At 72.1% G+C, this 20623-nt stretch carries 21 protein-coding genes; 13 read left to right on the forward strand and 8 right to left on the reverse strand.

What is annotated here, in order from left to right; translation table 11 throughout:
• Positions 1–117 precede the first annotated feature (117 nt).
• The 6 genes from ACF09K_RS15340 to ACF09K_RS15365 all read left to right on the forward strand — a co-directional run bounded on the left by ACF09K_RS15340 (position 118) and on the right by ACF09K_RS15365 (position 8404).
• The gene (locus ACF09K_RS15340; protein ID WP_392243724.1) at positions 118–1923 is read left to right on the forward strand and encodes an ABC-F family ATP-binding cassette domain-containing protein; all 1806 of its coding nucleotides are present in this window, start codon (positions 118–120) and stop codon (positions 1921–1923) included.
• Between the two features lie 314 nt (positions 1924–2237).
• Positions 2238–4073, forward strand: a complete 1836-nt coding sequence (locus ACF09K_RS15345; protein WP_392243726.1) for a PQQ-binding-like beta-propeller repeat protein — start codon at positions 2238–2240, stop codon at positions 4071–4073.
• Positions 4074–4356: 283 nt separating this feature from the next.
• Entirely contained in the window at positions 4357–6552 is a 2196-nt protein-coding gene (locus tag ACF09K_RS15350; protein ID WP_392243728.1) for a PQQ-binding-like beta-propeller repeat protein, read from the forward strand.
• A gap of 281 nt (positions 6553–6833) precedes the next feature.
• Complete coding sequence (locus ACF09K_RS15355) at positions 6834–7544, forward strand: LuxR C-terminal-related transcriptional regulator (RefSeq protein WP_392243729.1); 711 nt, start codon at positions 6834–6836, stop codon at positions 7542–7544.
• A 22-nt stretch (positions 7545–7566) separates the two neighbouring features.
• The gene (locus tag ACF09K_RS15360; RefSeq protein WP_392243948.1) at positions 7567–8028 is read left to right on the forward strand and encodes a GNAT family N-acetyltransferase; all 462 of its coding nucleotides are present in this window, start codon (positions 7567–7569) and stop codon (positions 8026–8028) included.
• 28 nt (positions 8029–8056) lie between these two features.
• A complete protein-coding gene (locus ACF09K_RS15365; RefSeq protein ID WP_392243731.1) occupies positions 8057–8404 on the forward strand; it encodes a hypothetical protein in 348 nt (115 codons plus the stop codon).
• A gap of 91 nt (positions 8405–8495) precedes the next feature.
• Here the strand turns inward: ACF09K_RS15365 and ACF09K_RS15370 are convergent, their stop codons facing one another.
• Both ACF09K_RS15370 and ACF09K_RS15375 read right to left on the reverse strand, forming a co-directional pair.
• Positions 8496–8957, reverse strand: coding sequence for a pyridoxamine 5'-phosphate oxidase family protein (locus ACF09K_RS15370; protein ID WP_392243733.1), 462 nt, complete (start codon positions 8955–8957; stop codon positions 8496–8498).
• Between the two features lie 102 nt (positions 8958–9059).
• Positions 9060–9470, reverse strand: a complete 411-nt coding sequence (locus tag ACF09K_RS15375) for a RidA family protein (protein WP_392243735.1) — start codon at positions 9468–9470, stop codon at positions 9060–9062.
• An 80-nt stretch (positions 9471–9550) separates the two neighbouring features.
• On the opposite strand from ACF09K_RS15375, the gene ACF09K_RS15380 reads away from it, so the two are divergent.
• Positions 9551–9922, forward strand: a complete 372-nt coding sequence (locus ACF09K_RS15380) for a winged helix-turn-helix transcriptional regulator (RefSeq protein ID WP_392243737.1) — start codon at positions 9551–9553, stop codon at positions 9920–9922.
• Positions 9923–9963: 41 nt separating this feature from the next.
• Here ACF09K_RS15380 and ACF09K_RS15385 read toward each other — a convergent pair whose 3' ends face one another.
• Together ACF09K_RS15385 and ACF09K_RS15390 are read right to left on the reverse strand one after the other, a co-directional pair.
• Positions 9964–10152 carry a DUF397 domain-containing protein gene (locus ACF09K_RS15385; RefSeq protein ID WP_392243739.1) on the reverse strand — a complete coding sequence of 63 codons (189 nt, stop codon included), beginning with the start codon at positions 10150–10152 and terminating at the stop codon, positions 9964–9966.
• A gap of 8 nt (positions 10153–10160) precedes the next feature.
• The gene (locus ACF09K_RS15390; RefSeq protein WP_392243740.1) at positions 10161–11012 is read right to left on the reverse strand and encodes a helix-turn-helix domain-containing protein; all 852 of its coding nucleotides are present in this window, start codon (positions 11010–11012) and stop codon (positions 10161–10163) included.
• 205 nt (positions 11013–11217) lie between these two features.
• Between ACF09K_RS15390 and ACF09K_RS15395 the strand changes: the two genes are divergently transcribed.
• Positions 11218–11631 (forward strand): ATP-binding protein, encoded by a 414-nt coding sequence (locus ACF09K_RS15395; protein WP_392243742.1) that lies wholly within the window; start codon positions 11218–11220, stop codon positions 11629–11631.
• Positions 11632–11664: 33 nt separating this feature from the next.
• Positions 11665–12549 (forward strand): hypothetical protein, encoded by an 885-nt coding sequence (locus tag ACF09K_RS15400; RefSeq protein WP_392243743.1) that lies wholly within the window; start codon positions 11665–11667, stop codon positions 12547–12549.
• A 109-nt stretch (positions 12550–12658) separates the two neighbouring features.
• Here the strand turns inward: ACF09K_RS15400 and ACF09K_RS15405 are convergent, their stop codons facing one another.
• Positions 12659–13024, reverse strand: a complete 366-nt coding sequence (locus tag ACF09K_RS15405) for a hypothetical protein (RefSeq protein WP_392243745.1) — start codon at positions 13022–13024, stop codon at positions 12659–12661.
• 46 nt (positions 13025–13070) lie between these two features.
• On the reverse strand, positions 13071–14750 hold the full coding sequence (locus tag ACF09K_RS15410) for a sodium:solute symporter family protein (protein WP_392243746.1): 1680 nt from the start codon (positions 14748–14750) through the stop codon (positions 13071–13073).
• A gap of 145 nt (positions 14751–14895) precedes the next feature.
• On the opposite strand from ACF09K_RS15410, the gene galT reads away from it, so the two are divergent.
• From galT to galK, 3 genes are read left to right on the forward strand one after another with little or no spacing between them, the layout of a single operon-like run.
• The gene (galT, locus tag ACF09K_RS15415; RefSeq protein ID WP_392243748.1) at positions 14896–15954 is read left to right on the forward strand and encodes a galactose-1-phosphate uridylyltransferase; all 1059 of its coding nucleotides are present in this window, start codon (positions 14896–14898) and stop codon (positions 15952–15954) included.
• Positions 15954–16922 carry a UDP-glucose 4-epimerase GalE gene (galE, locus tag ACF09K_RS15420; protein ID WP_392243750.1) on the forward strand — a complete coding sequence of 323 codons (969 nt, stop codon included), beginning with the start codon at positions 15954–15956 and terminating at the stop codon, positions 16920–16922. The genes galT and galE overlap by 1 nt, the downstream gene beginning before the upstream one ends.
• Positions 16923–18080, forward strand: coding sequence for a galactokinase (galK, locus tag ACF09K_RS15425; RefSeq protein WP_392243752.1), 1158 nt, complete (start codon positions 16923–16925; stop codon positions 18078–18080). It abuts the gene before it with no gap.
• 129 nt (positions 18081–18209) lie between these two features.
• On the opposite strand, the gene ACF09K_RS15430 is transcribed toward galK, so the two are convergent.
• Positions 18210–18665, reverse strand: a complete 456-nt coding sequence (locus tag ACF09K_RS15430) for a GNAT family N-acetyltransferase (RefSeq protein ID WP_392243754.1) — start codon at positions 18663–18665, stop codon at positions 18210–18212.
• Between the two features lie 262 nt (positions 18666–18927).
• On the opposite strand from ACF09K_RS15430, the gene ACF09K_RS15435 reads away from it, so the two are divergent.
• Positions 18928–19719: a LuxR C-terminal-related transcriptional regulator gene (locus tag ACF09K_RS15435; RefSeq protein WP_392243756.1), complete on the forward strand. Its 792-nt coding sequence runs from the start codon at positions 18928–18930 to the stop codon at positions 19717–19719.
• A 273-nt stretch (positions 19720–19992) separates the two neighbouring features.
• Here the strand turns inward: ACF09K_RS15435 and tamR are convergent, their stop codons facing one another.
• A complete protein-coding gene (gene tamR, locus ACF09K_RS15440; RefSeq protein WP_356568718.1) occupies positions 19993–20490 on the reverse strand; it encodes a MarR family transcriptional regulator TamR in 498 nt (165 codons plus the stop codon).
• Positions 20491–20623 lie beyond the last annotated feature (133 nt).

Here is a 20623-nt window from a genome sequence, read left to right on the forward strand (position 1 = left end):
GGTAGCGGCCCTTTCCCGATCGCGTCATCACAAAGAGTGACCGCACCCTCGCGCCCCGTCCCGTGCCCGGCAGGCCCTAGGCTAGAAGGCTGACCGACCCCCATGCGCAGGAGAAAAATGGCCGTCAACCTGGTCAATGTCGAGAACGTCAGCAAGGTGTACGGCACCCGTGCGCTGCTCGACGGTGTCTCGCTCGGCGTCTCCGAAGGGGACCGGATCGGGGTCGTGGGCCGCAACGGCGACGGCAAGACCACCCTGATCCGCATGCTCGCCAAACTGGAGGAGGCCGACACCGGGCGAGTCACCCACTCCGGCGGGCTGCGCCTGGGCGTCCTCACCCAGCACGACTCGCTCGACCCGGCCGCGACCGTGCGGCACGAGGTCATCCGGGACATGGCCGACCACGAGTGGGCCGGCAACGCCAAGATCCGCGACGTCCTGACGGGCCTGTTCGGCGGGCTCGACCTGCCCGGCTTCCCGCAGGGCCTGGACACCGTCATCGGGCCGCTCTCCGGCGGCGAGCGGCGCCGCATCGCGCTCGCCAAGCTGCTGATCGACGAGCAGGACCTGATCGTCCTCGACGAGCCGACCAACCACCTCGACGTCGAGGGCATCGCCTGGCTCGCGAAGCACCTGCGCGAGCGCCGCTCCGCGCTCGTCTGCGTCACCCACGACCGCTGGTTCCTCGACCAGGTCTGCACCCGCATGTGGGACGTGCAGCGCGGCGCCGTCCACGAGTACGAAGGCGGCTACTCCGACTACGTGTTCGCGCGCGCCGAGCGCGAGCGGATCGCCGCGACCGAGGAGGCCAAGCGGCAGAACCTGGTCCGCAAGGAGCTGGCCTGGCTGCGGCGCGGCGCGCCCGCGCGGACGTCCAAGCCGCGCTTCCGGGTCGAGGCCGCCAACGAGCTGATCGCCGACGTGCCGCCGCCGCGGGACAGCAGCGAGCTGATGAAGTTCGCCTCCTCCCGGCTCGGTAAAACCGTCTTCGAGCTGGAGGACGTGACCGTCCAGGCGGGCCCCAAGGTGCTGCTCCAGCACGTCACCTGGCAGCTCGGCCCCGGCGACCGCATCGGCCTGGTCGGCGTCAACGGCGCCGGCAAGACGTCGCTGCTGCGCGCCCTGGCCGACGCCGCCCGCACCGGGGGCGAGGCCCAGCCGGCCGGCGGGAAGGTCGTCGTCGGCCGCACCGTCAAGCTCGCCTACCTCTCCCAGGAGGTCGGCGAACTCGACCCGGACCTGCGGGTCCTGGAGGCCGTCCAGCAGGTGCGCGAACGCGTCGACCTCGGCAAGGGCCGCGAGATGACCGCCGGGCAGCTGTGCGAGACGTTCGGCTTCGGCAAGGAGAAGCAGTGGACGCCGGTCGGGGACCTGTCCGGCGGTGAGCGCCGCCGCCTGCAGATCCTGCGGCTGCTGATGGACGAGCCCAACGTCCTCTTCCTCGACGAGCCCACCAACGACCTCGACATCGAGACCCTCACCCAGCTGGAGGACCTCCTCGACGGCTGGCCCGGCTCGATGATCGTCATCTCCCACGACCGCTTCTTCGTCGAGCGCACCACGGACCGCGTCTTCGCCCTCCTCGGCGACTCCGCCCTGCGCATGCTGCCCCGCGGCATCGACGAGTACCTGGAGCGCCGCCTGCGGATGGAGGAGGCCGCGGCCGCCGCGGCGCCCGCCGCGCAGCAGAAGGCGGCGCCCGAGAGGAGCGCCGCCGACCAGCGCGCCGCCAAGAAGGAACTCCAGAAGATCGAGCGCCAGTTGGACAAGGTCTCCGAGAAGGAGGCCAAGCTGCACGCGCGGATCGCCGACAACGCCACCGACTTCGCGAAGGTCGCCGAACTGGACGCCGAACTGCGCGGACTGGCCGGCGAGCGCGAGGAACTCGAGATGCGCTGGCTGGAGTTGGCCGAGGACGCGTGAACCGACCGGCGTGACCGAAACTCGCGCCCGCGGGGCCGGGGGACCCCGCGCGCACGCACCGGGCACGCTCCGGCACGCACGGGGTGCGCGGCCCGCGCGCGGCAACGGCGCGCGCGCCGCGTGAAGGGGGCGTGAAGGCGCATAACGGCGACATCACGGCCCGGTCCTCCCTTGGGAACAGGGGCGGACGCGGGCCCCTTCGCCGTCGGTGCCGGGTGATAGAAAGAGCCGTCCGGGACTTTCCGAGCACGAGTCCGGGCCCGTCACGAGCCTCAGGGCGTGGCTAAAAATCAGTGAGCGAGGGGGAGACGCTGATGACTCAGCCGCCCGACCAGCAGCCGCCGCAGGGCGGTTTCGGAGCACCGCAGGACCAGCCGGACCGGCCGCCGCAGGGCGGCTTCGGCGCGCCGCAGATGCCGCCCCCGCCGCCGCAGGGCCCGCCCGCCCAGCCGCCGCAGGCCCCGCAGCCCGGTTACGGCTACCCGCAGCAGCCCCCGCAGCCGGGGCCGTACGGACAGCCGGGCGGACCCTACGGCGCACCGGGCGCACCGGGCGCACCGGGCGCACCGGGACCGTACGGGCAGCCGGGGCCGTACGGGCAGCCGCCGCAGCCGGGGCCGTACGGACAGCCGGCCGGTCCCTACGGGCAGCAGCCCGGCCACGGCTACCCGGCGCCCCAGTTCCCCGGCGCCCCCGGCACCCCGCGGTCCGGCTCCCGCAACCCCTTCCGGGGCAAGCCCGCCCTGGCCGTCGGCGCCGCGGTGGCGGCGCTGCTGGTGATCGGCGGGACGGTGTTCGCGGTCACGAGCGGTGACGACGGCGGCGGCGAGAAGAAGCCGGTCGCCGGACCGAGCGACGACGGCAAGCCGTCCGTGAGCGCCGCCCCCGTCAACCCGGGGGACGGCAGCGGCGACGGCGGCGAGGACCCCGAGGACCTCAACGCCGGCCGCAAGTCCGGCGAGGCCAAGGTGCTCTGGTACAAGGAGGCGCCCGACGTGCCCGCCTCCGGCGGCGAGGCCCCCGGCATGTGGATCACGTCCAGGACCGCGGTGAAGGCCGCCTACAAGGACGTCGTCGGATACGGCGTCGGGGACGGCAGGCCCGCCTGGGACACCATCACCCTGCCGCAGAAGATCTGCGCGGTCACCCCGCAGAAGACGGCGGCCGGCAAGGTCGTCGTGGCCTACATGAACGGCACCAGCGACCGCGCCAAGTGCAACCAGCTCCAGCAGATCGACCTCGACACCGGCGCCAAGGGCTGGACGGGGACCGTCCCCGACGGCGCGCTGTTCGACAGCGCCATCACCGTCGAACTGTCCGTCGCGGGCAACACGCTGATGGTGGGCCGCTCGCAGTCGGGCACCGCGTACGACGTGAACACGGGCAAGAAGCTGTGGGAGAAGAAGAAGTACGGCGACGCCTGCTTCCCGACCGCGTTCGCGGGCGGCGCCAGGCTGATCTCCGTGGCCTCCTGCGACGCGACCAAGCCCGGCGAGCACGACGAGCTGCAGGAACTGGACCCGGCGACCGGCAAGGTCAAGTGGACCCAGAAGTTCGACAAGGGCTGGACGGTCGCACGCGCCTACTCCCTGGACCCGCTCGTCGTCTACAGCACCAACAAGGGCAAGAACGCCTGGAACATCTCGACGCTCAAGCCGGACGGCACGTTCCGTTCGCAGGTCGGCGTCGACGAGGACTTCGCCCCCGAGTGCGGCTGGGCGATCCTCCGGCGCGACCTGACCGGCTGCAAGGGCACGGCCGCCGACGCGAACACCCTCTACCTGCCGACCAAGGCGACCACCGGGGCCAACGAGATCGTCGCGATCGACCTCGCCACCGGCAAGGAGAAGTGGCGCGTGAAGTCCCCGACGGACGAGTCGATGCTGCCGGTGACCGTCGAGGGCGGCAACCTCGTCGCCTACGTCGAGCCGTCGTACGACGCCGGCGGGCGGGTCGTGTCGATCCCGACCGCCGGTGCCGCGCACACGCCGTCGACGCTGCTCCAGCTGCCGGAGAGCACGACCAAGCTCGAGAACAGCTTCTTCTCCCGCGACCTCGCGTGGGCGGACGGCCGCTTCTACCTCTCCACCACCCGGCTGGCGGGCAGCGACGACGCGAAGGAGAAGCTGATGCTCGCCTACGGCAAGTGAGGCGGGCGAACCCGGCCGGGGCGGCCCGCCACGGCCGGACGAGCGGGCCACCGCCGCGTCCCGCGCCCGCACGGCCCGCACGGCCCGCACGGCCCGCACGGCCCGTGCGCGGTCCGTCCCGCGGGCCGCTCCGGACGGCGCCGGCCGCCCGTGGCCCCGCCCGGCGGGCCGCGCGGGCCGCACCGTCCGGCCCCGGCCCCCTCGCCGCCCGTCCGCCCCGCCTCCGCGAGGTCCCGTACTCCCGTCCCCGTCTCTCCCCGCGCCATCCCGAGGTACCCACACCATGACCCAGCCGCCGCCTCCGAACCAGCCGCCCCAGGGCACCCCCGAGGACCGGTCCCCGCAGCAGCAGGACCCCTCCGGCACACCCCAGGACACCCCGCCGCAGGACACCCCGCCCCAGGACGCGGCTCCCGCGCAGGACGCTCCCGCGGCTTCCGGGGAGCCGCAGGACGCCCCGCCCCCGCCGCAGGACGGTTCCGCCGTGCCCGCCCCGCAGGCCCCGGCGGCACCCCAGCCTCCGGCCCCGGCGGCACCCCAGAGCCCGCCGCCCGCGGCGCCTCCGGCTCCGCCCGCGGGACCGCAGCTCACCAAGGACCCGGCGCCGCAGCCCGGTTACGGCTACCCCGGCCGGCCGGCCCCGCAGGCTCCCGCGGGCCCGCCCCAGCCCCCGGCCGGCCCCGGTTACGGCTATCCGCAGGCGGCCCCGCCCGTCCAGCCGCCCCAGCCCCCCGCGGGCCCCGGCTACGGCTACCCCGGCCAGCCTGGCCAGCCGAACCCGTACGCCCAGCAGCCCCCCGCCCCCGCGCCCTACGCCCCGCAGGCCCCGTACGCCCCGCAGGCCCCGTACGCCCCGCAGGCGCCGTACGGCCAGCAGCAGCCGGGCTACGGCTACCCGGGGCAGCCGGGGCAGCCCGGCCAGCCGGGGCCGTCGGCCATGCAGGCCTACCCGACCCAGCCGGCCTACCCGGGCTACCCGGGACAGCCCACCGTGCCGATGCAGGTGCCGCCCACCGGGGGCGGCCGCAAGGGCAACGCCCAGGTCGCGATCGTCGTCGCGGCCGTGGTCGCGATCGCGCTGATCATCGGCGGCGGCGTCTGGTACGCGAACTCCGGCGACAAGAAGGACGACACCGCGAGCACCGCCGGCCCGACCGGCGGGGGCGGCGGGGGCGGTGACGAGAAGGGCGGCGACGGCGGCACGACGTCGGCCGGCGGGACGGAGAAGGTGCCCGGCGACCCGGACTCCGAGCTCCTCTTCAAGATCCCGTCGCCCACGGTCGCCAAGGACGACAGCGTCGTCGTGAGCGGCTCCTGGCTGACGGAGAAGGCGTACGTGAAGTCGGGCGTCGCCGAGATCGTCGGCTACGACCCCGACAAGGGCACGAAGCTCTGGACGGTCAAGCTGCCCGGCCCGGTGTGCACCGCCAGCCGCAAGGCCACGGCGGACGGGAAGACCGCGGTGGTCTTCCAGCCGAAGATGCCCGCCAAGGACTCCCACGCCGGGTGCAGCGAGGTCGCCGCGATCGACCTGAACGCGGGCAAGCAGCTGTGGCGCAAGACCGTCGCGGTCGGCGACTACCCGGTCACCTTCGACAACGTCACCGTCGGCGGGAACACCGTCGCGCTGGGCGCCACCGAGGGCGGAAGCGCCTTCGACATCACCACCGGCAAGCTGCTGTGGTCCCCCAAGGCGGCCGACACCTGCTACGACGCCGGCTACGGTGGCGGCGCGAAGCTGGTCGCGGTGCGCAAGTGCGGCAAGTACGACGCGCGCGAGCTGCACATCCAGACCATCGACCCGGCCTCCGGGAAGGTGCTCTCCGAGTACAAGATGGCCACCGGCATCGAGTACGCGGCCGTCGTGTCCACCGACCCGCTGGTCGTGGCCGCCGACGTCGGCGACAGCGCCCAGGACGGCAGCGGCATCTCGGACTTCTTCTCCATCGACAACAAGACCGGCAAGCTGCTGACCCGGATCTCCGCGCCGGGCGAGCAGTTCGCGGCCCGCTGCGACGGCATCACCGAGATGGAGAAGTGCTCCGGCGTCGCGGTCGGCCCCAACCGGCTGTACCTGCCGACGGAGGAGCACGACGGCACCGGCGAGTACAGCCGGACCAACGAGATCGTCGCCTTCGACCTGACCACCGGCAAGCAGACCGGCCAGCGTGCCGACGCCGGCGACGGCCACGTGCTGACCCCGCTGCGCACGGACGGCGAGAACGTCATCGCGTACAAGCGGCCGCCCTACGACGAGGGCGGACAGGTCGTCAGCATCGACAGCGGCACGTTCAAGCAGACGACGCTGCTGCAGAACCCGTCGACGGAGGCGGTGCGGGAGGCGGAGAGCAGCCTGCTGCCCGAGTACTCCGAGATCATCTACTCCCAGGGTCACCTGTACATGTCCGCGCTGTACGCGGACAGTTCCGGCTCCGACGACGAGGAGTACCTGGCGCTGGCGTTCGGCGCGACCGGCTGACCGTCCCGCCACCGCCGTCGCGGCCCCGTCCCCGTTCGGGGGCGGGGCCGTACGCGTACCGCCCCGCGCCCCCGCACGCGGAGAACTTCGGCGATCAGGGGTCCTTCTCGCCGGTAGGGGGAGCGCGGCGTCGAACAAGCGTGTAGCTTCCGGGGGCATGAAGGACGGGGTGCCGGGGGGCGCCTTCTGTCCGTCCGCACATGTCCGCACGTGTGCCGGTGGTGGCTTTGCCTGTGTGCCCGGGTGGGCATCCATGGGGGTACTGGGGGTGGGGTTGTCCGATGGGAGTGCGGCTGATGGTGGTCGACGACCACCGACTGCTCGCCGAGGCGCTGGCCTCGGCGCTGAAACTGCGGGGGCACCGGGTGCTCGCCGCGACGGCGCCCGTCGCGGGCGCGGCGGAACTGGTGATCACCCGGGCGCCCGAGGTGTGCCTGCTGGGCACGGCGACCCCGGACGGGCCGGGCTTCTTCGACCCGGTCGTCCGCATCAAGCGGGAACGGCCCCAGGTGGCCGTCCTGGTCCTGGGACCGGTGCCGAACCCGCGCGGCATCGCGGCGGCCTTCGCCGCGGGCGCCTCCGGCTACGTACGCCATGACGAGCGCATCGAGGGAGTGGAGCGGGCGATGATGAAGGCCCGGTCGGGGGAGGCGGCGGTGGCCCCCCAGCTCCTGCAGAGCGCCTTCGGCGAACTGCTCAACCCCGCGGCCCGGCCCGACGACGAGGGCCGGCGCCTCCTCGGGCTCCTGACGCCCCGAGAGGTGGAGGTCCTGGTCCGCCTGGCCGACGGCGAGGACACCCGCATGATCGCCGCGGGCATGGGCATCGCCCCCTCCACGGCCCGCACCCACGTCCAGCGCGTCCTGATGAAACTGGACGTGAGCTCACGGCTGGAGGCGGCGGCCCTGGCGGCCCGCACGGGGCTGCTGGACCGCGCGGGATCCCTGACGCGGGGGTCCCGGGACGGTGAGGCGGGGCCGGGGGGCCCGTAGGAACGGTGAGGGGATGCTCTGGATGGACGTGCTGCTCAGGCCCGCACGGGCGGCGGAAGCCGGGATGCTGACCGACCTGGCACTGCGGTCCAAGGCGCACTGGGGCTATGACGCCGGGTTCCTGGAAGCGTGTCGCGACGAGCTCAGCGTCGCCGCGCACGAGGTCGTGCTCCGACGCGCCACGGTGGCTGACGGAGACGGCCGCATCCTGGGCTTCACGACGCTCGAGGGAGAACCGCCCACGGCAGTCCTGGGCATGATGTTCGTCGATCCGCAGGCCATCGGCCGGGGAATCGGCCGCCTGCTGTTCGAGCACACCGTCGCCGCCGGACGAGACCTGGGATTCACCCGGATCACGATCGACGCCGACCCGAACGCCGAGCCCTTCTACCGCGCGATGGGCGCGGTCCGCACGGGGAGCGTCCCCTCGGGATCCGTCGCCGGCAGGGTGCTGCCGCGGATGGTCGTCGTCCTACGGGCCTGAAGCAGCGCCGAGGACTTCGGCCGAGGCCGTGATCCTCCGCCCGGGCGACGAGCACGGGAAGTGGGCCGTCGCGGACGCCTACGACATCAGCACCGTGCCCGCGTTCATGGCCCGATGGTGGGGCGAGTACGCGATCGCCCGTGACGGGAGGCTCGATGCCCTGGTGACGGACCTCGAACACCGTGCGGCCGATTCCACCGACCTCGCCGAGGCCAAGAGACTCCTCGAAGAGGTCTCCCACCTCCGCTACGAGGCGCAGCGGCTGGAGCCCGGTCAGAGACCGGTGAGGGGTTCATGGGCCCGCCCTGGCAGACGGACTGGACCCTCAAGGCCCAGACGGCCCGCGATGTACTGCCGGAGCGCGTGCGGAAGATGATCGACGCGGTGCGCGCGGAGATGGTCACCGCGGCCGACCCCCTACTTCCGGTCGGATGCGACGACAGAGGCGTGCCGGCGGGGGACGGCCGTCATTCCAGCCACGTCCCGTCGCGCATGACGACCCTCCCGCGCAGTTCCGGCTCGCCGCGCCAGGCGCGCACCGTCCTCGGAACCACGCGCACGTACAGAAAAGAACCGTCCTCCACGCGTGGATCCCATCCGAACTTGTCGGCGAACGCCTCCGCCGCGTCCGCGGGCACCTCCTGGTCCGGGAAGCGCTCCGCCTCCCCCTGGAGGAGCACCACGTCGGAGGTGTCCGGCAGTGCCAGGCGCACGCGCGGCTCCGCGCGGACGTTCCGCGCGGTCACGGAAGCGGCACCGGTGCACATCCACACCGCTCGCCCGTCCCACAGGAACCACAGCGGCACCTGGTGCGGCCCGTGATCAGGGTGAGCCGTCGACACCCACACGTCCCGCTCGGTGACGAGCCGCTCCAGAACGTCGCGCACCCGCTCCGCCGTCCGGCGACGGACGATTCCCGTGGTCTCCATGAGGGCCGACCCTGGCCGGCAGGCGCGCAGCGCGCCTGAGGCGCAGGACCTGCTCCCAGCGACCGATGGACCCGCTGCGGACGGGCGGGTCCGTGCGAGCGGTCAGTCGACGAGGGCGGTGGCTTCGATCTCGACGAGGAAGCCGGGCTGGAAGAGGCAGTCGACGCCGATGAGCGACGACGGGGGGAGGGGCAGCGACAGCCCGATCTCGTCGGCGACGCTTTCGATGCCCGCCATGAAGGCGTCCATCTTCTCCGGCTCCCACTGGGTGACGTAGACCGTCAGCCGCACCACGTCGTCGAACGTCGCGCCGGCCCCGGCGAGACCGCGTGCGGTGTTCCGCAGTGCCTGCGCGACCTGCCCGGAGAGGTCTCCCGCGGCGACGGGCGTCCCGTCCGCGAGAACGGAGATCTGCCCACTGACGTGGACGTGCTTGCTTCCCGTGCCGACGGCGACGTGGTGGTAGGGGGTGGGCTGCAACAGGCCCTCGGGGGTGAAACGCTGGACGGGCATGAGGTCTCCTCGTGACGTGACGGATGTGGTACCTCTTTGATACCTAGGAGACGCAGGACACTTCAACGAGACCAGGTTTCATGAGCGATACCGCCGCTTCCCACGACGACGAGCTGAGCATCTCCGCGCCGCACCGCGAACTGCTCGACCAGGTGCTGGACAAGTGGTCGCTGAGCGTCCTCGGCGAGCTGTGCGAGGGGCCGCGCCGGTTCAACGACCTGCGCCGCGCGATCCCCGCGGTCACCCAGAAGTCGCTGACCGCCACCCTGCGCAGACTGGAGCGCAACGGCATCGTCGAGCGCGAGGTCGTGAACACCAGGCCGGTCGCGGTGGAGTACCGGATCACCCCGCTGGGCAAGACGATGCGCCCTCCCGTCGACGTCCTCCTGGAGTGGGCACGGGTGCACATGCCCCAGATCGAGAAGGCGCGCGAGGCCTACGACGCCGAGTGAGGGACGGAGGGGTCAGGGCACCGCGCCCGGCCGTGCGGCGTTCACAGGGCGCCGTCGCGTATGCCTTCCAGGAGGCGGGCGAGGGCGGCGGGGGTGGTGGTGAGGGCGGTGGCGGGGGTGTCGCTCTCGCGGAGGTGGATCGCTCCTCTAGAGGTGGCGAGCTCGACGCAGGCGTTGCCTTCGGCGCCTCCCGAGTACGTCGACTTCTGCCAGTGCAGTGCCTCAACCATGGGACGCCTCACAGTTCCTTCGACAGGCGGTGGACGAAGTCGCGGGACGCGCAGGGGTCGAGCGTCGCCCTCTCCACCTTACGGAAAAGCGTTCGAAGCATTTTCAGTTGGGGTTCCGCGTCGATGAACGCCGTGCCGGTCGCTCCCTCCCGTAGTCCGGTGTCGAGTTGGGGCACCGGCCCGTCCATGTACATCATCGAGGCACCGGCGCCACCGAAACCGTCCTGGTCGGTGGGGATGACGCGCACGGTGACGTGCTCCTGCTCGGACTGCTCCAGGATTCGCAGGAGTTGGGCACGGGACACCTGGCGGTCGGCGACGCGGATGCGCAGGGCGAACTCGTGGACGATCACCTCGTACGGAGTGGGCGTCTCGCCCCCGATGACACTGCGCCGCCTCATGCGGTGCTCCACGCGTGGCGTCAACTCGCCGTCGGGCAGTTCGGGGCGCATGTATCCGAAGACTGCTCGGGCGTACTCCGGCGTCTGGAGCAGTCCGGGAACGTACGTGATGACGACTTCACGCAGCAACGTTGCATGGTGCTCCGCCTCGGCCAGGTCCAGGTTCACCGGCGGCAGGACACCCCGGTACTCCTCCCACCAACCGCGCGTGCGGTCGGTCGCCATGGCCACCAGAGCCTCGATCAATCTCTCGTCCGTACAGGCGTAGTGGGCCGCCAGACGGCGAACACGCTCTGCGCTGACGCCCGCCACACCGGACTCGATCTGGCTCATCTGGACTGCGTCAGCACCCAGTAGCGCGGCAGCTTCTCGAGCCTTCATGCCCGTGGCTTCGCGGAGTTTGCGCAGCTCGGTGCCCAATCGCACCCTGCGGGCCGTGAGGTGTCTCTTCGGTGGCAACCGGCATCTCCTCGTCGCAACTGCTTTGTCTACGTACCTCGTTCGGGGGTCAGGATAGGACAGCGGCTTGCTTCTTCCTAATGTTAGGAAATACCGTCAGTCATGCGTTGAACACGCTGCGGAAGCGCACCGCCCCGTCCTGCCGTGACGGCCGCGGCACTGCCACCGCGCCCTCACCCACCCTCCCCTCACCCGGAGTTGACGCATGCCCGAAAGCACCCCCGACACCTGGGAGTACTCCCTCCACATCCCCAACGACGTCAGAGCCGTCCCCGTCTGCCGCCGCACCCTCCGCCTGATCCTGACCGTGCACGGCCTGATCGGCATGGTGGACACCGCGGAGCTGATCGCCTCGGAGCTGGTCTCCAACGCCGTACTCCACACCAAGGGCCCGGCGGCGCTGCGGATCCGCTGGGCGGACGGCGTACTGCGGGTGGGGGTGTGGGACGCCGACCCGGAGCCGCCCGACCCGCCGCGCGAGGTGGCCGACCCGGCGGACGCCGAGCGCGGGCGCGGCACCGTACTCGTCCGGGCCTGCGCGCAGGTGTGGGGCTGGCACCCGCTGTCCCGCTTCGGGCACCGCGGCAAATACGTCTGGTGTGACCTGCCGGTGGCATAGCTCGTTGATCTTGTCGCACAGAGAGGAGAGCCGATGGTCGGCTCGTCACACGAGGCCATGCACCGGATCTTCCAGAAGGATCCCGCGCTGCTGACACGTGCCCTGCAACAGGTGTTGGGCGTCCCGTTCCCCGAGCCGTACGACTTCGCGGGGATGAACGTCGACCTCACCGAGATCGAGCCCGTCGAGCGGCGGGTGGACACGCTGCTGCGGGCGGAGACGGACGAGGGCGCGTACCTGCTGGTCGTGGAGTCGCAGGGCAAGCCGGACGAGAGGAAGCGGGGCAGCTGGCCGTACTACCTGAGCTATCTGTACGAGAAGTACCGGTGCGAGCCGGTGCTGATCGTGGTCACGCAGAACAGTGCCACGGCCCGGTGGGCGGCCGAGCCGATCCACCTCGGGGTGCGGGGGTGCCCGTCGCTGACGGTGCGCCCGTTCGTGCTGGGCCCGGACAACGTGCCGGTGATCGCGGACGAGCGGGAGGCCGAGCGGGACGTACCCCTTGCGGTGCTGTCGGCCATGACGCACGGCCGGGGCCGGGAGGCTCCCGCCATACTGGAATCGCTGGCGGCCGCCCTGCGGACCATCGACCGCGACAGTGCCGCGGTCTTCGTGCAGTTCGTCGACTCGTGCCTGGCGGACAGCCGGGCCCGGCAGATGTGGAGGGACATGATGACGACGATCCAGTACTTCTGGCGGCACCCGCTCGCCGAGGAGGTACGCGAGGAAGGCCGCGAAGAAGGCCGCATCGAGGCACTCGCGGAGACGACCCTGAACATCCTGCGCTGGCGTGGCATCGACGTGCCCGACGACGTCCGCACGCGGGTGCAGGCCTGCACCGACCTCGACCGGCTCACCACCTGGTCCCAGCGCGCCGTCCACGCCGCCACCGCCGCCGACCTCTTCACCGGCGAGTAGGCCTGCCACCGTCCCTCACCACCAGCCGCACGCACGGCCGCACACGTACGGGGCCGGACCCCGCCACCCGCGCGGGCTCCGGCCCCGTACGCACGCCCGGAAGGACCCCTCAGTCCTTCGGCTCCAGCGCCTCCGTCGGCAGCCGGGCCGGCGGTGTCGTCGGGCGGAGCTTCAGCCAGACCAGGAAGAAGATCCCCAGGGCCAGCATGCCCAGGCCCGTCCACAGGTTGATGTTGATGCCCTGGGCCTTGTCGATCTCCGCGTCGCCGTCGGTGATGCCGACGATCGTGACGATGACGCCGTAGACGACGAACAGGCCGCCGATGATGCGGCGCAGGTCGAAGATGCGGGCCGCGGTCGCCGACTTCTGCTCCAGGTCGGAGACCTCGCGCTGGACGTCGGCCTCGGAGTAGCCGGCCTTGCGGAGCCGCTGCTCCGCCTCCGCCCGCTCGGACGGTTCGAATTGCTCTGACATGGTTCTTCCATCCTCCCGCGAACGGCGTCAGCGGGCTCGGGCGGGCTCAGAACGAGAACGGGATGTAGCAGGCGGCGGCGATGACGATCGCGCCCCATCCCAGCAGCGCGGGCTTGCGGTACCAGGCGTCGTCGCCCTCGGCCGGCGGCTCGGCCATGCCGGGCGAGACGGTGCCGTAGACCAGGCCCTGGAGTTCCTCGGCCGGCTTGGGGGCGGTGAACAGCGACACCGCGACCATCACGACCGCGCCCGCGACGAAGCCCGCGATCGCGGAGACGAAGTTGGCGCCCTGGTCGGTGGGGATGCCGATGACGTCCTGCTTGTAGAGGACGAAGTAGTTGACCATCGCGGCCGTGGTGCCCGCGAGCAGGCCCCAGAAGCCGGACTTCATCGAGGCGCGCTTCCAGAACATGCCGACGATGAAGACGACGAACATCGGCACGTTGAAGAAGGAGAACAGCGTCTGGAGGTAGCTCATGATGTTCGAGAACGACGAGGCCAGGAACGCCGTGCCGATCGACGCCAGCACGCCGATCGCCGTGATCAGGCGGCCGAAGCGGACGTAGTAGGAGTCCTCGCGGCCCTTCACCACGTACTTCGCCCAGATGTCGCTGGTGAACACCGTGTTGAAGGACGACACGTTCGCCGCCATGCCCGCCATGAACGCGGCCAGCAGACCGGTCACCGCGATGCCCAGCACGCCGTTGGGCAGCAGCTGTTCCATCAGGTAGGGGATCGCGTCGTTGTACTGCAGGTCGGAGTCGGCCGTGCCGATCTTCGGGACGAGGACCGCCGCCACCAGGCCCGGGATCATCACCAGGAAGACGATGAAGATCTTCGGGAACGCGGCGATCAGCGGGGTGCGCTGGGCCGCGGAGAGGTTCCGCGCGGACAGGGCGCGCTGCACCTCGGCGAAGTTCGTCGTCCAGTAGCCGAAGGAGAGCACGAAGCCGAGGCCGAGGACGATCGTCAGCCAGTTCGCGCCCAGCGGGTTGTCGCTGCCGATGCCCGTGCCGCCCCAGGCGGAGGTGAAGTTCTCGCCGTGCGCCTCGGTCAGCGAGTCCGTCAGGCCGCCCCAGCCGCCGGTCTTCTTCAGGCCCAGCACCGTCAGCGGGATCAGGGCCGCCAGGATCACGAAGAACTGGAGCACCTCGTTGTAGATCGCCGACGACAGGCCGCCCAGCGTGATGTACGCCAGGACGAAGAAGCCCGCGACCACGATCGCCACCCACTGCGGCCAGCCCAGCAGCGCCTCGACGACGATCGCGAGGGCGTACAGGTTCACGCCGGAGATCAGGATGGCGGCGAAGGCGAACAGGGCCGAGCTGAGCAGGTGCGCGCCCCGGTCGAAGCGCAGCAGCAGGAACTCGGGGACCGAGCGGACCTTGGAGCCGTAGTAGAACGGCATCATCACCAGGCCGAGGAAGACCATGGCCGGGATGGCGCCGATCCAGTACCAGTGGACGGTGTACGCGCCGTACTGCGCGCTGTTGGCGGCCATGCCGAGGATCTCCGTGGCCGCCAGGTTCGCCGAGACGAAGGCGAGACCGGTGATCCAGGCGGGCAGCGAGCGGCCCGAGAGGAAGAAGTCGAGGCTGGTCTTCACCGAGCGGCGCGCGGCGAAGCCGATGCCGAGGACGACCACGAAGTAGATCGCCATGATCGTGTAGTCGAGCCAGTTGGTCGGAAGGCGTAGCTCAGCCGCGAGATACGTGGGGGTTCGCATGCACTGCTCACTTCGCTTGGTGGTCTTTGTTTGGTTGTGGTGGTGACTCTCGTGGGGGATTGTGGTTTGATGTGTTTAGTTCTGTTGGAAGCTTGTTCTGCTCGGTACGCGCGTGTGGTGCCCGACGCAGGGATGGAGAGCCGCGGTGAAGAAGACCTCGACCCGCCTGGCCGACGGTCGTGAGCTCATCTACTACGACCTGCGGGACGACACGGTGCGCGACGCGGTGGACCGGCGCCCGCTGGACCCCACGGTCACCACTTCGGAGGTACGCCGCGACCCGCTCCTCGGGGACTCGGTCGCGATCGCCTCGCACCGGCAGGGCCGCACCTACCACCCGCCGGCCGACGAGTGCCCCCTGTGCCCCTCGCAGGGCGACCGGCTGAGCGAGATCCCGGACTCGGCCTACGACGCCGTCGTCTTCGAGAACCGCTTCCCCTCGCTGGCCGGCGACTCCGGACGCTGCGAGGTGGTCTGCTTCACCTCCGACCACCACGCGTCCTTCGCCGACCTCACCGAGGAGCAGGCGCGACTCGTCCTGGACGCGTGGACGGACCGGACGTCCGAGCTGTCGCATCTGCCCTCCGTGGAACAGGTGTTCTGCTTCGAGAACCGCGGTGCCGAGATCGGCGTGACGCTGGGTCACCCGCACGGGCAGATCTACGCCTACCCGTTCACCACGCCCCGCACCGCCCTGATGCTGCGCCAGGTGGCCGCCCACAAGGACGCCACCGGCGGCGAGAACCTCTTCGACGCCGTCCTGGAGCGCGAGCTCGCCGGCGAGCGGGTCGTCCTCGAGGGTGAACACTGGGTCGCCTTCGTGCCGTACGCCGCGCACTGGCCCTACGAGGTGCACCTGTACCCCAAGCGGCGGGTGCCCGACCTGCTCGGCCTCGACGAGGCCGCGCGCACCGAGTTCCCCCGGGTCTACCTGGAACTCCTGAGGCGCTTCGACCGGATCTTCGGGGAGGACCAGCCCCTCACGCCCTACATCTCGGGCTGGCACCAGGCGCCCTTCGGCGCGCTGGAGGAGTTCGAGGGCGTCAACCGCGACGACTTCGCGCTGCACCTCGAGCTTTTCACCATCCGCCGTACGTCCGGCAAGCTGAAGTTCCTCGCGGGTTCCGAGTCTGGCATGAACGTGTTCATCAACGACGTGCCGCCGGAGCACGCGGCGAAGCGACTGCGAGAGGTAGCGAGTTGATGAGCGGCAAGTACTTGGTCACGGGCGGCGCGGGATACGTCGGCAGCGTGGTCGCCCAGCACCTGCTGGAAGCCGGACACGAGGTCGTCGTCCTCGACAACCTGTCCACCGGCTTCCGCGAGGGCGTCCCCGCGGGCGCCGCGTTCGTCGAGGGCGACATCCGCGACGCCGGGAAGTGGCTCGACGCCTCCTTCGACGCCGTCCTCCACTTCGCCGCGTTCTCCCAGGTCGGCGAGTCCGTCGTGAAGCCCGAGAAGTACTGGGAGAACAACGTCGGCGGCACCATGGCCCTCCTGGGCGCCATGCGCGAGGCCGGCGTGCGCACGCTCGTCTTCTCCTCCACCGCCGCGACCTACGGCGAGCCCGTCAGCACCCCCATCACCGAGACCGACCCGACCGCGCCGACCTCCCCGTACGGCGCGTCCAAGCTCGCCGTCGACCACATGATCACCGGCGAGGCCGCCGCCCACGGGCTGGCCGCGGTGTCGCTGCGCTACTTCAACGTGGCCGGCGCCTACGGCGCGCAGGGCGAGCGGCACGACCCCGAGTCGCACCTCATCCCGCTCGTCCTCCAGGTCGCGCAGGGCCGCCGCGAGGCCATCTCCGTCTTCGGCGACGACTACCCGACCCCCGACGGCACCTGCATCCGCGACTACATCCACGTCGCCGACCTCGCCGAGGCCCACCTCCTCGCCGTCGAGGCCGCCACCCCCGGCGAGCACCTCATCTGCAACCTCGGCAACGGCAACGGCTTCTCCGTCCGCGAGGTCGTCGAGACCGTCCGCCAGGTCACCGGCCACCCGATCCCCGAGGTCGTGGCCCCGCGCCGGGGCGGCGACCCCGCCGTCCTGGTCGCCTCCGCCGCCACCGCCCGCGAGCGGCTCGGCTGGAACCCGTCCCGCGCGGACCTCGCGGGCATCGTCGCCGACGCGTGGGAGTTCACGCAGAAGATCGCAGAGGAGCGGTAAGTGGGGGCAGAGCAGCAGGTCAGCGCCGGCTTCGCCGAGCTGTACGGGACCGCGCCCGAGGGCGTGTGGGCGGCCCCCGGCCGCGTCAACCTCATCGGTGAGCACACCGACTACAACGACGGCTTCGTGATGCCCTTCGCGCTGCCGCACACCGCCGTCGCCGCGGTCTCCCGCCGCACGGACGGCCGTCTGCGCCTGCACTCGGCGGACGTCGAGGGCGGCGTCGCCGAACTCCGCCTCGACGACCTCGCACCCGAGTCGGACCGCTCCTGGACGGCGTACCCCGCCGGCGTGGTGTGGGCGCTGCGTGAGGCCGGGCACCCGGTCACCGGCGCCGACGTCCACCTCACCTCGACGGTCCCCTCGGGCGCGGGCCTGTCCTCCTCGGCGGCCCTGGAGGTCGTCGTCGCCCTCGCCCTGAACGACCTGTTCGAGCTGGGCCTGCCCCCCTGGCAGCTCGCCCGCCTGTGCCAGCGCGCCGAGAACGTCTACGTCGGCGCGCCCACCGGGATCATGGACCAGACCGCGTCCGCCTGCTGCGAGGACGGCCACGCCCTGTTCCTCGACACCCGCGACCTGTCGCAGAAGCAGATCCCCTTCGACCTCGCCGCCGAGGGCATGCGCCTGCTCGTCGTCGACACCCAGGTCAAGCACGCCCACAGCGGCGGCGAGTACGGCAAGCGCCGGGCCGGCTGCGAGAAGGGCGCCGCCCTGCTGGGCGTCGACGCCCTGCGCGACGTCCCCTACGCCGAACTGGACGCGGCGCTGGAGCGCCTCGGCGACGAGGAGGAGGTCCGCCGGCTGGTCCGGCACGTCGTGACCGAGGACCGGCGGGTGGAGCGGGTGGTGTCCCTGCTGGAGTCCGGCGAGACCCGCGCGATCGGCCCGCTCCTGGTCGAGGGCCACGCCTCGCTGCGCGACGACTTCCGCATCTCCTGCCCCGAACTCGACCTCGTCGTCGACACCGCCCTCGCCAGCGGCGCCCTCGGCGCCCGCATGACCGGCGGCGGCTTCGGCGGCTCCGCGATCGTCCTCGCGGAGGCGGCCGACGTCGACACGATCGGCAAGGCGGTCGAGGAGGCCTTCGCGGCAGCGGGCTTCACCGCCCCGAGGATCTTCGAGGCCGTCCCGTCGGCGGGCGCCGCCCGCCTGGTCTGACCGCCCTCCCGGCGGACCGCACCGGCCCCCCGCGCGTGTCGACCGCGCGGGGGGCCGGTGTGCTGTGCGGGGTGCTCGTCCGGCGCCCCCGCCATGCGGGGGACCGGTGACGGAGACCGCCGGGCCCGCTCACCCCAGCCGCTTCGTCAGCGTGTACTCCGTGATGCCCGGCGGGTAGTCCTCGATCACGCAGACCACCTCGTAGCCCTGCCTGCGGTAGAAGCGGGGGGCCTGGAAGTCCCAGGTCTCCACGCGGGAGCGCAGGCAGCCGCGGTCGTCGCGGGCCAGGCGTTCCGCCTCCCCGAGCAGGCGGGTGCCCAGGCCGGTGCCGCGGTGGCGCTCGTCGACCCAGAGGTAGGTGACGTGCAGCCAGGTCGTCCAGGTGTGGCCGACCAGGCCGCCGGCCAGCGCGCCGGTGTCGTCCGACGCCCACACGTGCAGCGGCGCCTCGCGTTCGGCGGGCGTGCCGCGCAGCGCGCGCAGGACGGGAGAGGCCGCCGTGTTGGCGTCGCGCAGCCGGGAGCGGAGCAGGTCGCGTCGGGATCTGTCGACTTCTGCCTCAAGACGGAACATGCGCCACACCATAAACGCGCGGGACGACCAGTTCTGCGATTCCCCTTCCCCTCTCCCCGCACGGCCCTACTCTGTTCGACAGCACCGGTGGGGGCCGGTGCTGATCAGGGGGCGGGACAGCCGGGTACGACGCCCGCGGTGGGGGTAGCACTCTCTGCACGGCGGCGGCCGTGCGGTCGGGCACCCCTCCCGGGCGCCGGGCCCGCGCCGGTCGTCGTTCTCCGGGCCTGGAGTATCCCCTGCTCCGTGGAGGAGCCTGGGGGAGGGGGGTTTCGTGGTTCGCATCCGCGTTCTGGTCGTCGACGACCACCGCATCTTCGCCGAGTCGCTCGCCGCCGCGCTGGCGGCCGAGCCCGACGTCGACGTCTTCGCCGCCGGCAGCTGCCCGGCGGCCCTGCGCAGCCTGGAGCGCGCCGCCGCCGAGGGGCGCCGCTACGACGTCCTGCTCGTCGACGCCGACCTGGGCGCCCGCCCGCCCGGCGCACAGCCGGCCGTGCGGGAGGCGGGGGAGGACGGGCCGGCCGACGGCCTCTCCCTCGTCGCCGGCGTCCGCGCCGCCCAGCCGTACGTCAGGATCGTCGTCCTCGCCGAGAAGGACGACCCGCGCCGGGCGGCCCTCGCCCTCCAGGCCGGCGCGTCCGGCTGGGTGGCGAAGGACTGCTCGCTGTCGCGGCTGCTGACCGTCGTGCGCGGGGTGCTGCGGGAGGAGACGCACCTGCCGCCCGCCCTGCTCACGGGCGTGCTCAAGGAGCTGACCGCCGCGCGCAGGCACCGCACCGAGAGCGAGCGGCTCGTGGAGTCCCTCACGCCGAGGGAGCGCGAGGTGCTGCGCTGCATGGTCGCCGGGCTGGGACGCAAGGCGGTCGCCGAGCGGCTGTTCCTGTCCCCGCACACCGTCCGCACCCACATGCAGAACGTCCTCGGCAAACTGGGCGTGCACTCCACGCTCGCCGCGGTCGCGCTCGCCCGGCGGGCCGGGGTCGGACCGGCGGAGCCGGGGCAGGCACGGGAGCCCGTCCGGCGGATCACGTCGGAGGAGACCGGCGGCGCCCTGCAGCCCAGCTGAGCGGAGCCCGCGCGTGCGGCTGCGCGGCGGAGGGGAGTAGGGGGGCGACGCGACGGGGATCCCCCGCGCGGGCGCAGCCGAGCACGGGGGAGCCGGCCGCCGACGGCGACACCGCCGGGACGCCCCCTCCCGGCGAGGTCGTGCCGGACCCCGCGTCCTGGACCCCGTGCCCCGCGTCCCGTGCCCCGCGTCCCGGACCCCGCGTGCCGGACCCCGCGTCCCAGACCCCGAGCGCCGGACCCCGTCTCTTCGGCCTGACCCGCCGGGCGGGCCCTAGCCGGGAATGTTGTCGAACGGGGCGGTCAGCTGGCGCAGCAGCGCGGCCAGCTCGGCGCGCTGGGCGTGGGAGAGTTCGGCGAGGATCGCCCGCTCCTGTTCGAGCAGGCCGGCCAGCGCCTGGTCGGCGCGGTCCTTGCCGCCGTCCGTGAGCCGCACCAGCACACCGCGCCGGTCGCTGGGATCGGGCAGCCGCTCGACCAGGCCCTTCTTCGCCAGCCGGTCGATGCGGTTCGTCATCGTGCCCGAGGTGACCAGGGTCTGGGTCAGCAACTGTCCCGGCGACAGCTGGTACGGCGGCCCGGCGCGCCGGAGCGCGGTCAGCACGTCGAACTCCCAGGGCTCCAGCTGGTGCTCGGAGAACGCCAGGCGGCGTGCGCGGTCCAGGTGCCGGGCCAGTCTGCTCACCCGGCTGAGTACTTCCAGCGGCTCCACGTCGAGGTCCGGGCGCTCCCGGCGCCACGCTGCGACCAGCCGATCGACCTCGTCCTCCATGACGATCAGTGTAGTGGTTGTGTCGACGTGAAGTCTCTTGATGTCAAACTTCTTGACGTCGAGATGAATCGGCGGGACGGTGGACCCGCCGAACGGCGAGGACCGCACGGCACGCCACCCCACCCGAGGAGCC

Origin of the sequence: Streptomyces sp. NPDC014882 (assembly GCF_043081325.1) — a bacterium.
Taxonomy (GTDB): Bacteria; Actinomycetota; Actinomycetes; order Streptomycetales; family Streptomycetaceae; genus Streptomyces.

Excerpts from the sequence above, each read along its gene's own strand:
- ACF09K_RS15340 (WP_392243724.1), top strand. The coding sequence starts at position 118 with ATGGCCGTCAACCTGGTCAATGTCGAGAACGTCAGCAAGGTGTACGGC.
- ACF09K_RS15345 (WP_392243726.1), top strand. The coding sequence starts at position 2,238 with ATGACTCAGCCGCCCGACCAGCAGCCGCCGCAGGGCGGTTTCGGAGCA.
- ACF09K_RS15350 (WP_392243728.1), top strand. The coding sequence starts at position 4,357 with ATGACCCAGCCGCCGCCTCCGAACCAGCCGCCCCAGGGCACCCCCGAG.
- ACF09K_RS15355 (WP_392243729.1), top strand. The coding sequence starts at position 6,834 with ATGGGAGTGCGGCTGATGGTGGTCGACGACCACCGACTGCTCGCCGAG.
- ACF09K_RS15360 (WP_392243948.1), top strand. The coding sequence starts at position 7,567 with ATGGACGTGCTGCTCAGGCCCGCACGGGCGGCGGAAGCCGGGATGCTG.
- ACF09K_RS15370 (WP_392243733.1), bottom strand. The coding sequence starts at position 8,957 with ATGGAGACCACGGGAATCGTCCGTCGCCGGACGGCGGAGCGGGTGCGC.
- ACF09K_RS15375 (WP_392243735.1), bottom strand. The coding sequence starts at position 9,470 with ATGCCCGTCCAGCGTTTCACCCCCGAGGGCCTGTTGCAGCCCACCCCC.
- ACF09K_RS15380 (WP_392243737.1), top strand. The coding sequence starts at position 9,551 with ATGAGCGATACCGCCGCTTCCCACGACGACGAGCTGAGCATCTCCGCG.
- ACF09K_RS15385 (WP_392243739.1), bottom strand. The coding sequence starts at position 10,152 with ATGGTTGAGGCACTGCACTGGCAGAAGTCGACGTACTCGGGAGGCGCC.
- ACF09K_RS15395 (WP_392243742.1), top strand. The coding sequence starts at position 11,218 with ATGCCCGAAAGCACCCCCGACACCTGGGAGTACTCCCTCCACATCCCC.
- ACF09K_RS15400 (WP_392243743.1), top strand. The coding sequence starts at position 11,665 with ATGGTCGGCTCGTCACACGAGGCCATGCACCGGATCTTCCAGAAGGAT.
- ACF09K_RS15405 (WP_392243745.1), bottom strand. The coding sequence starts at position 13,024 with ATGTCAGAGCAATTCGAACCGTCCGAGCGGGCGGAGGCGGAGCAGCGG.
- ACF09K_RS15410 (WP_392243746.1), bottom strand. The coding sequence starts at position 14,750 with ATGCGAACCCCCACGTATCTCGCGGCTGAGCTACGCCTTCCGACCAAC.
- galE (WP_392243750.1), top strand. The coding sequence starts at position 15,954 with ATGAGCGGCAAGTACTTGGTCACGGGCGGCGCGGGATACGTCGGCAGC.
- ACF09K_RS15430 (WP_392243754.1), bottom strand. The coding sequence starts at position 18,665 with ATGGTGTGGCGCATGTTCCGTCTTGAGGCAGAAGTCGACAGATCCCGA.
- tamR (WP_356568718.1), bottom strand. The coding sequence starts at position 20,490 with ATGGAGGACGAGGTCGATCGGCTGGTCGCAGCGTGGCGCCGGGAGCGC.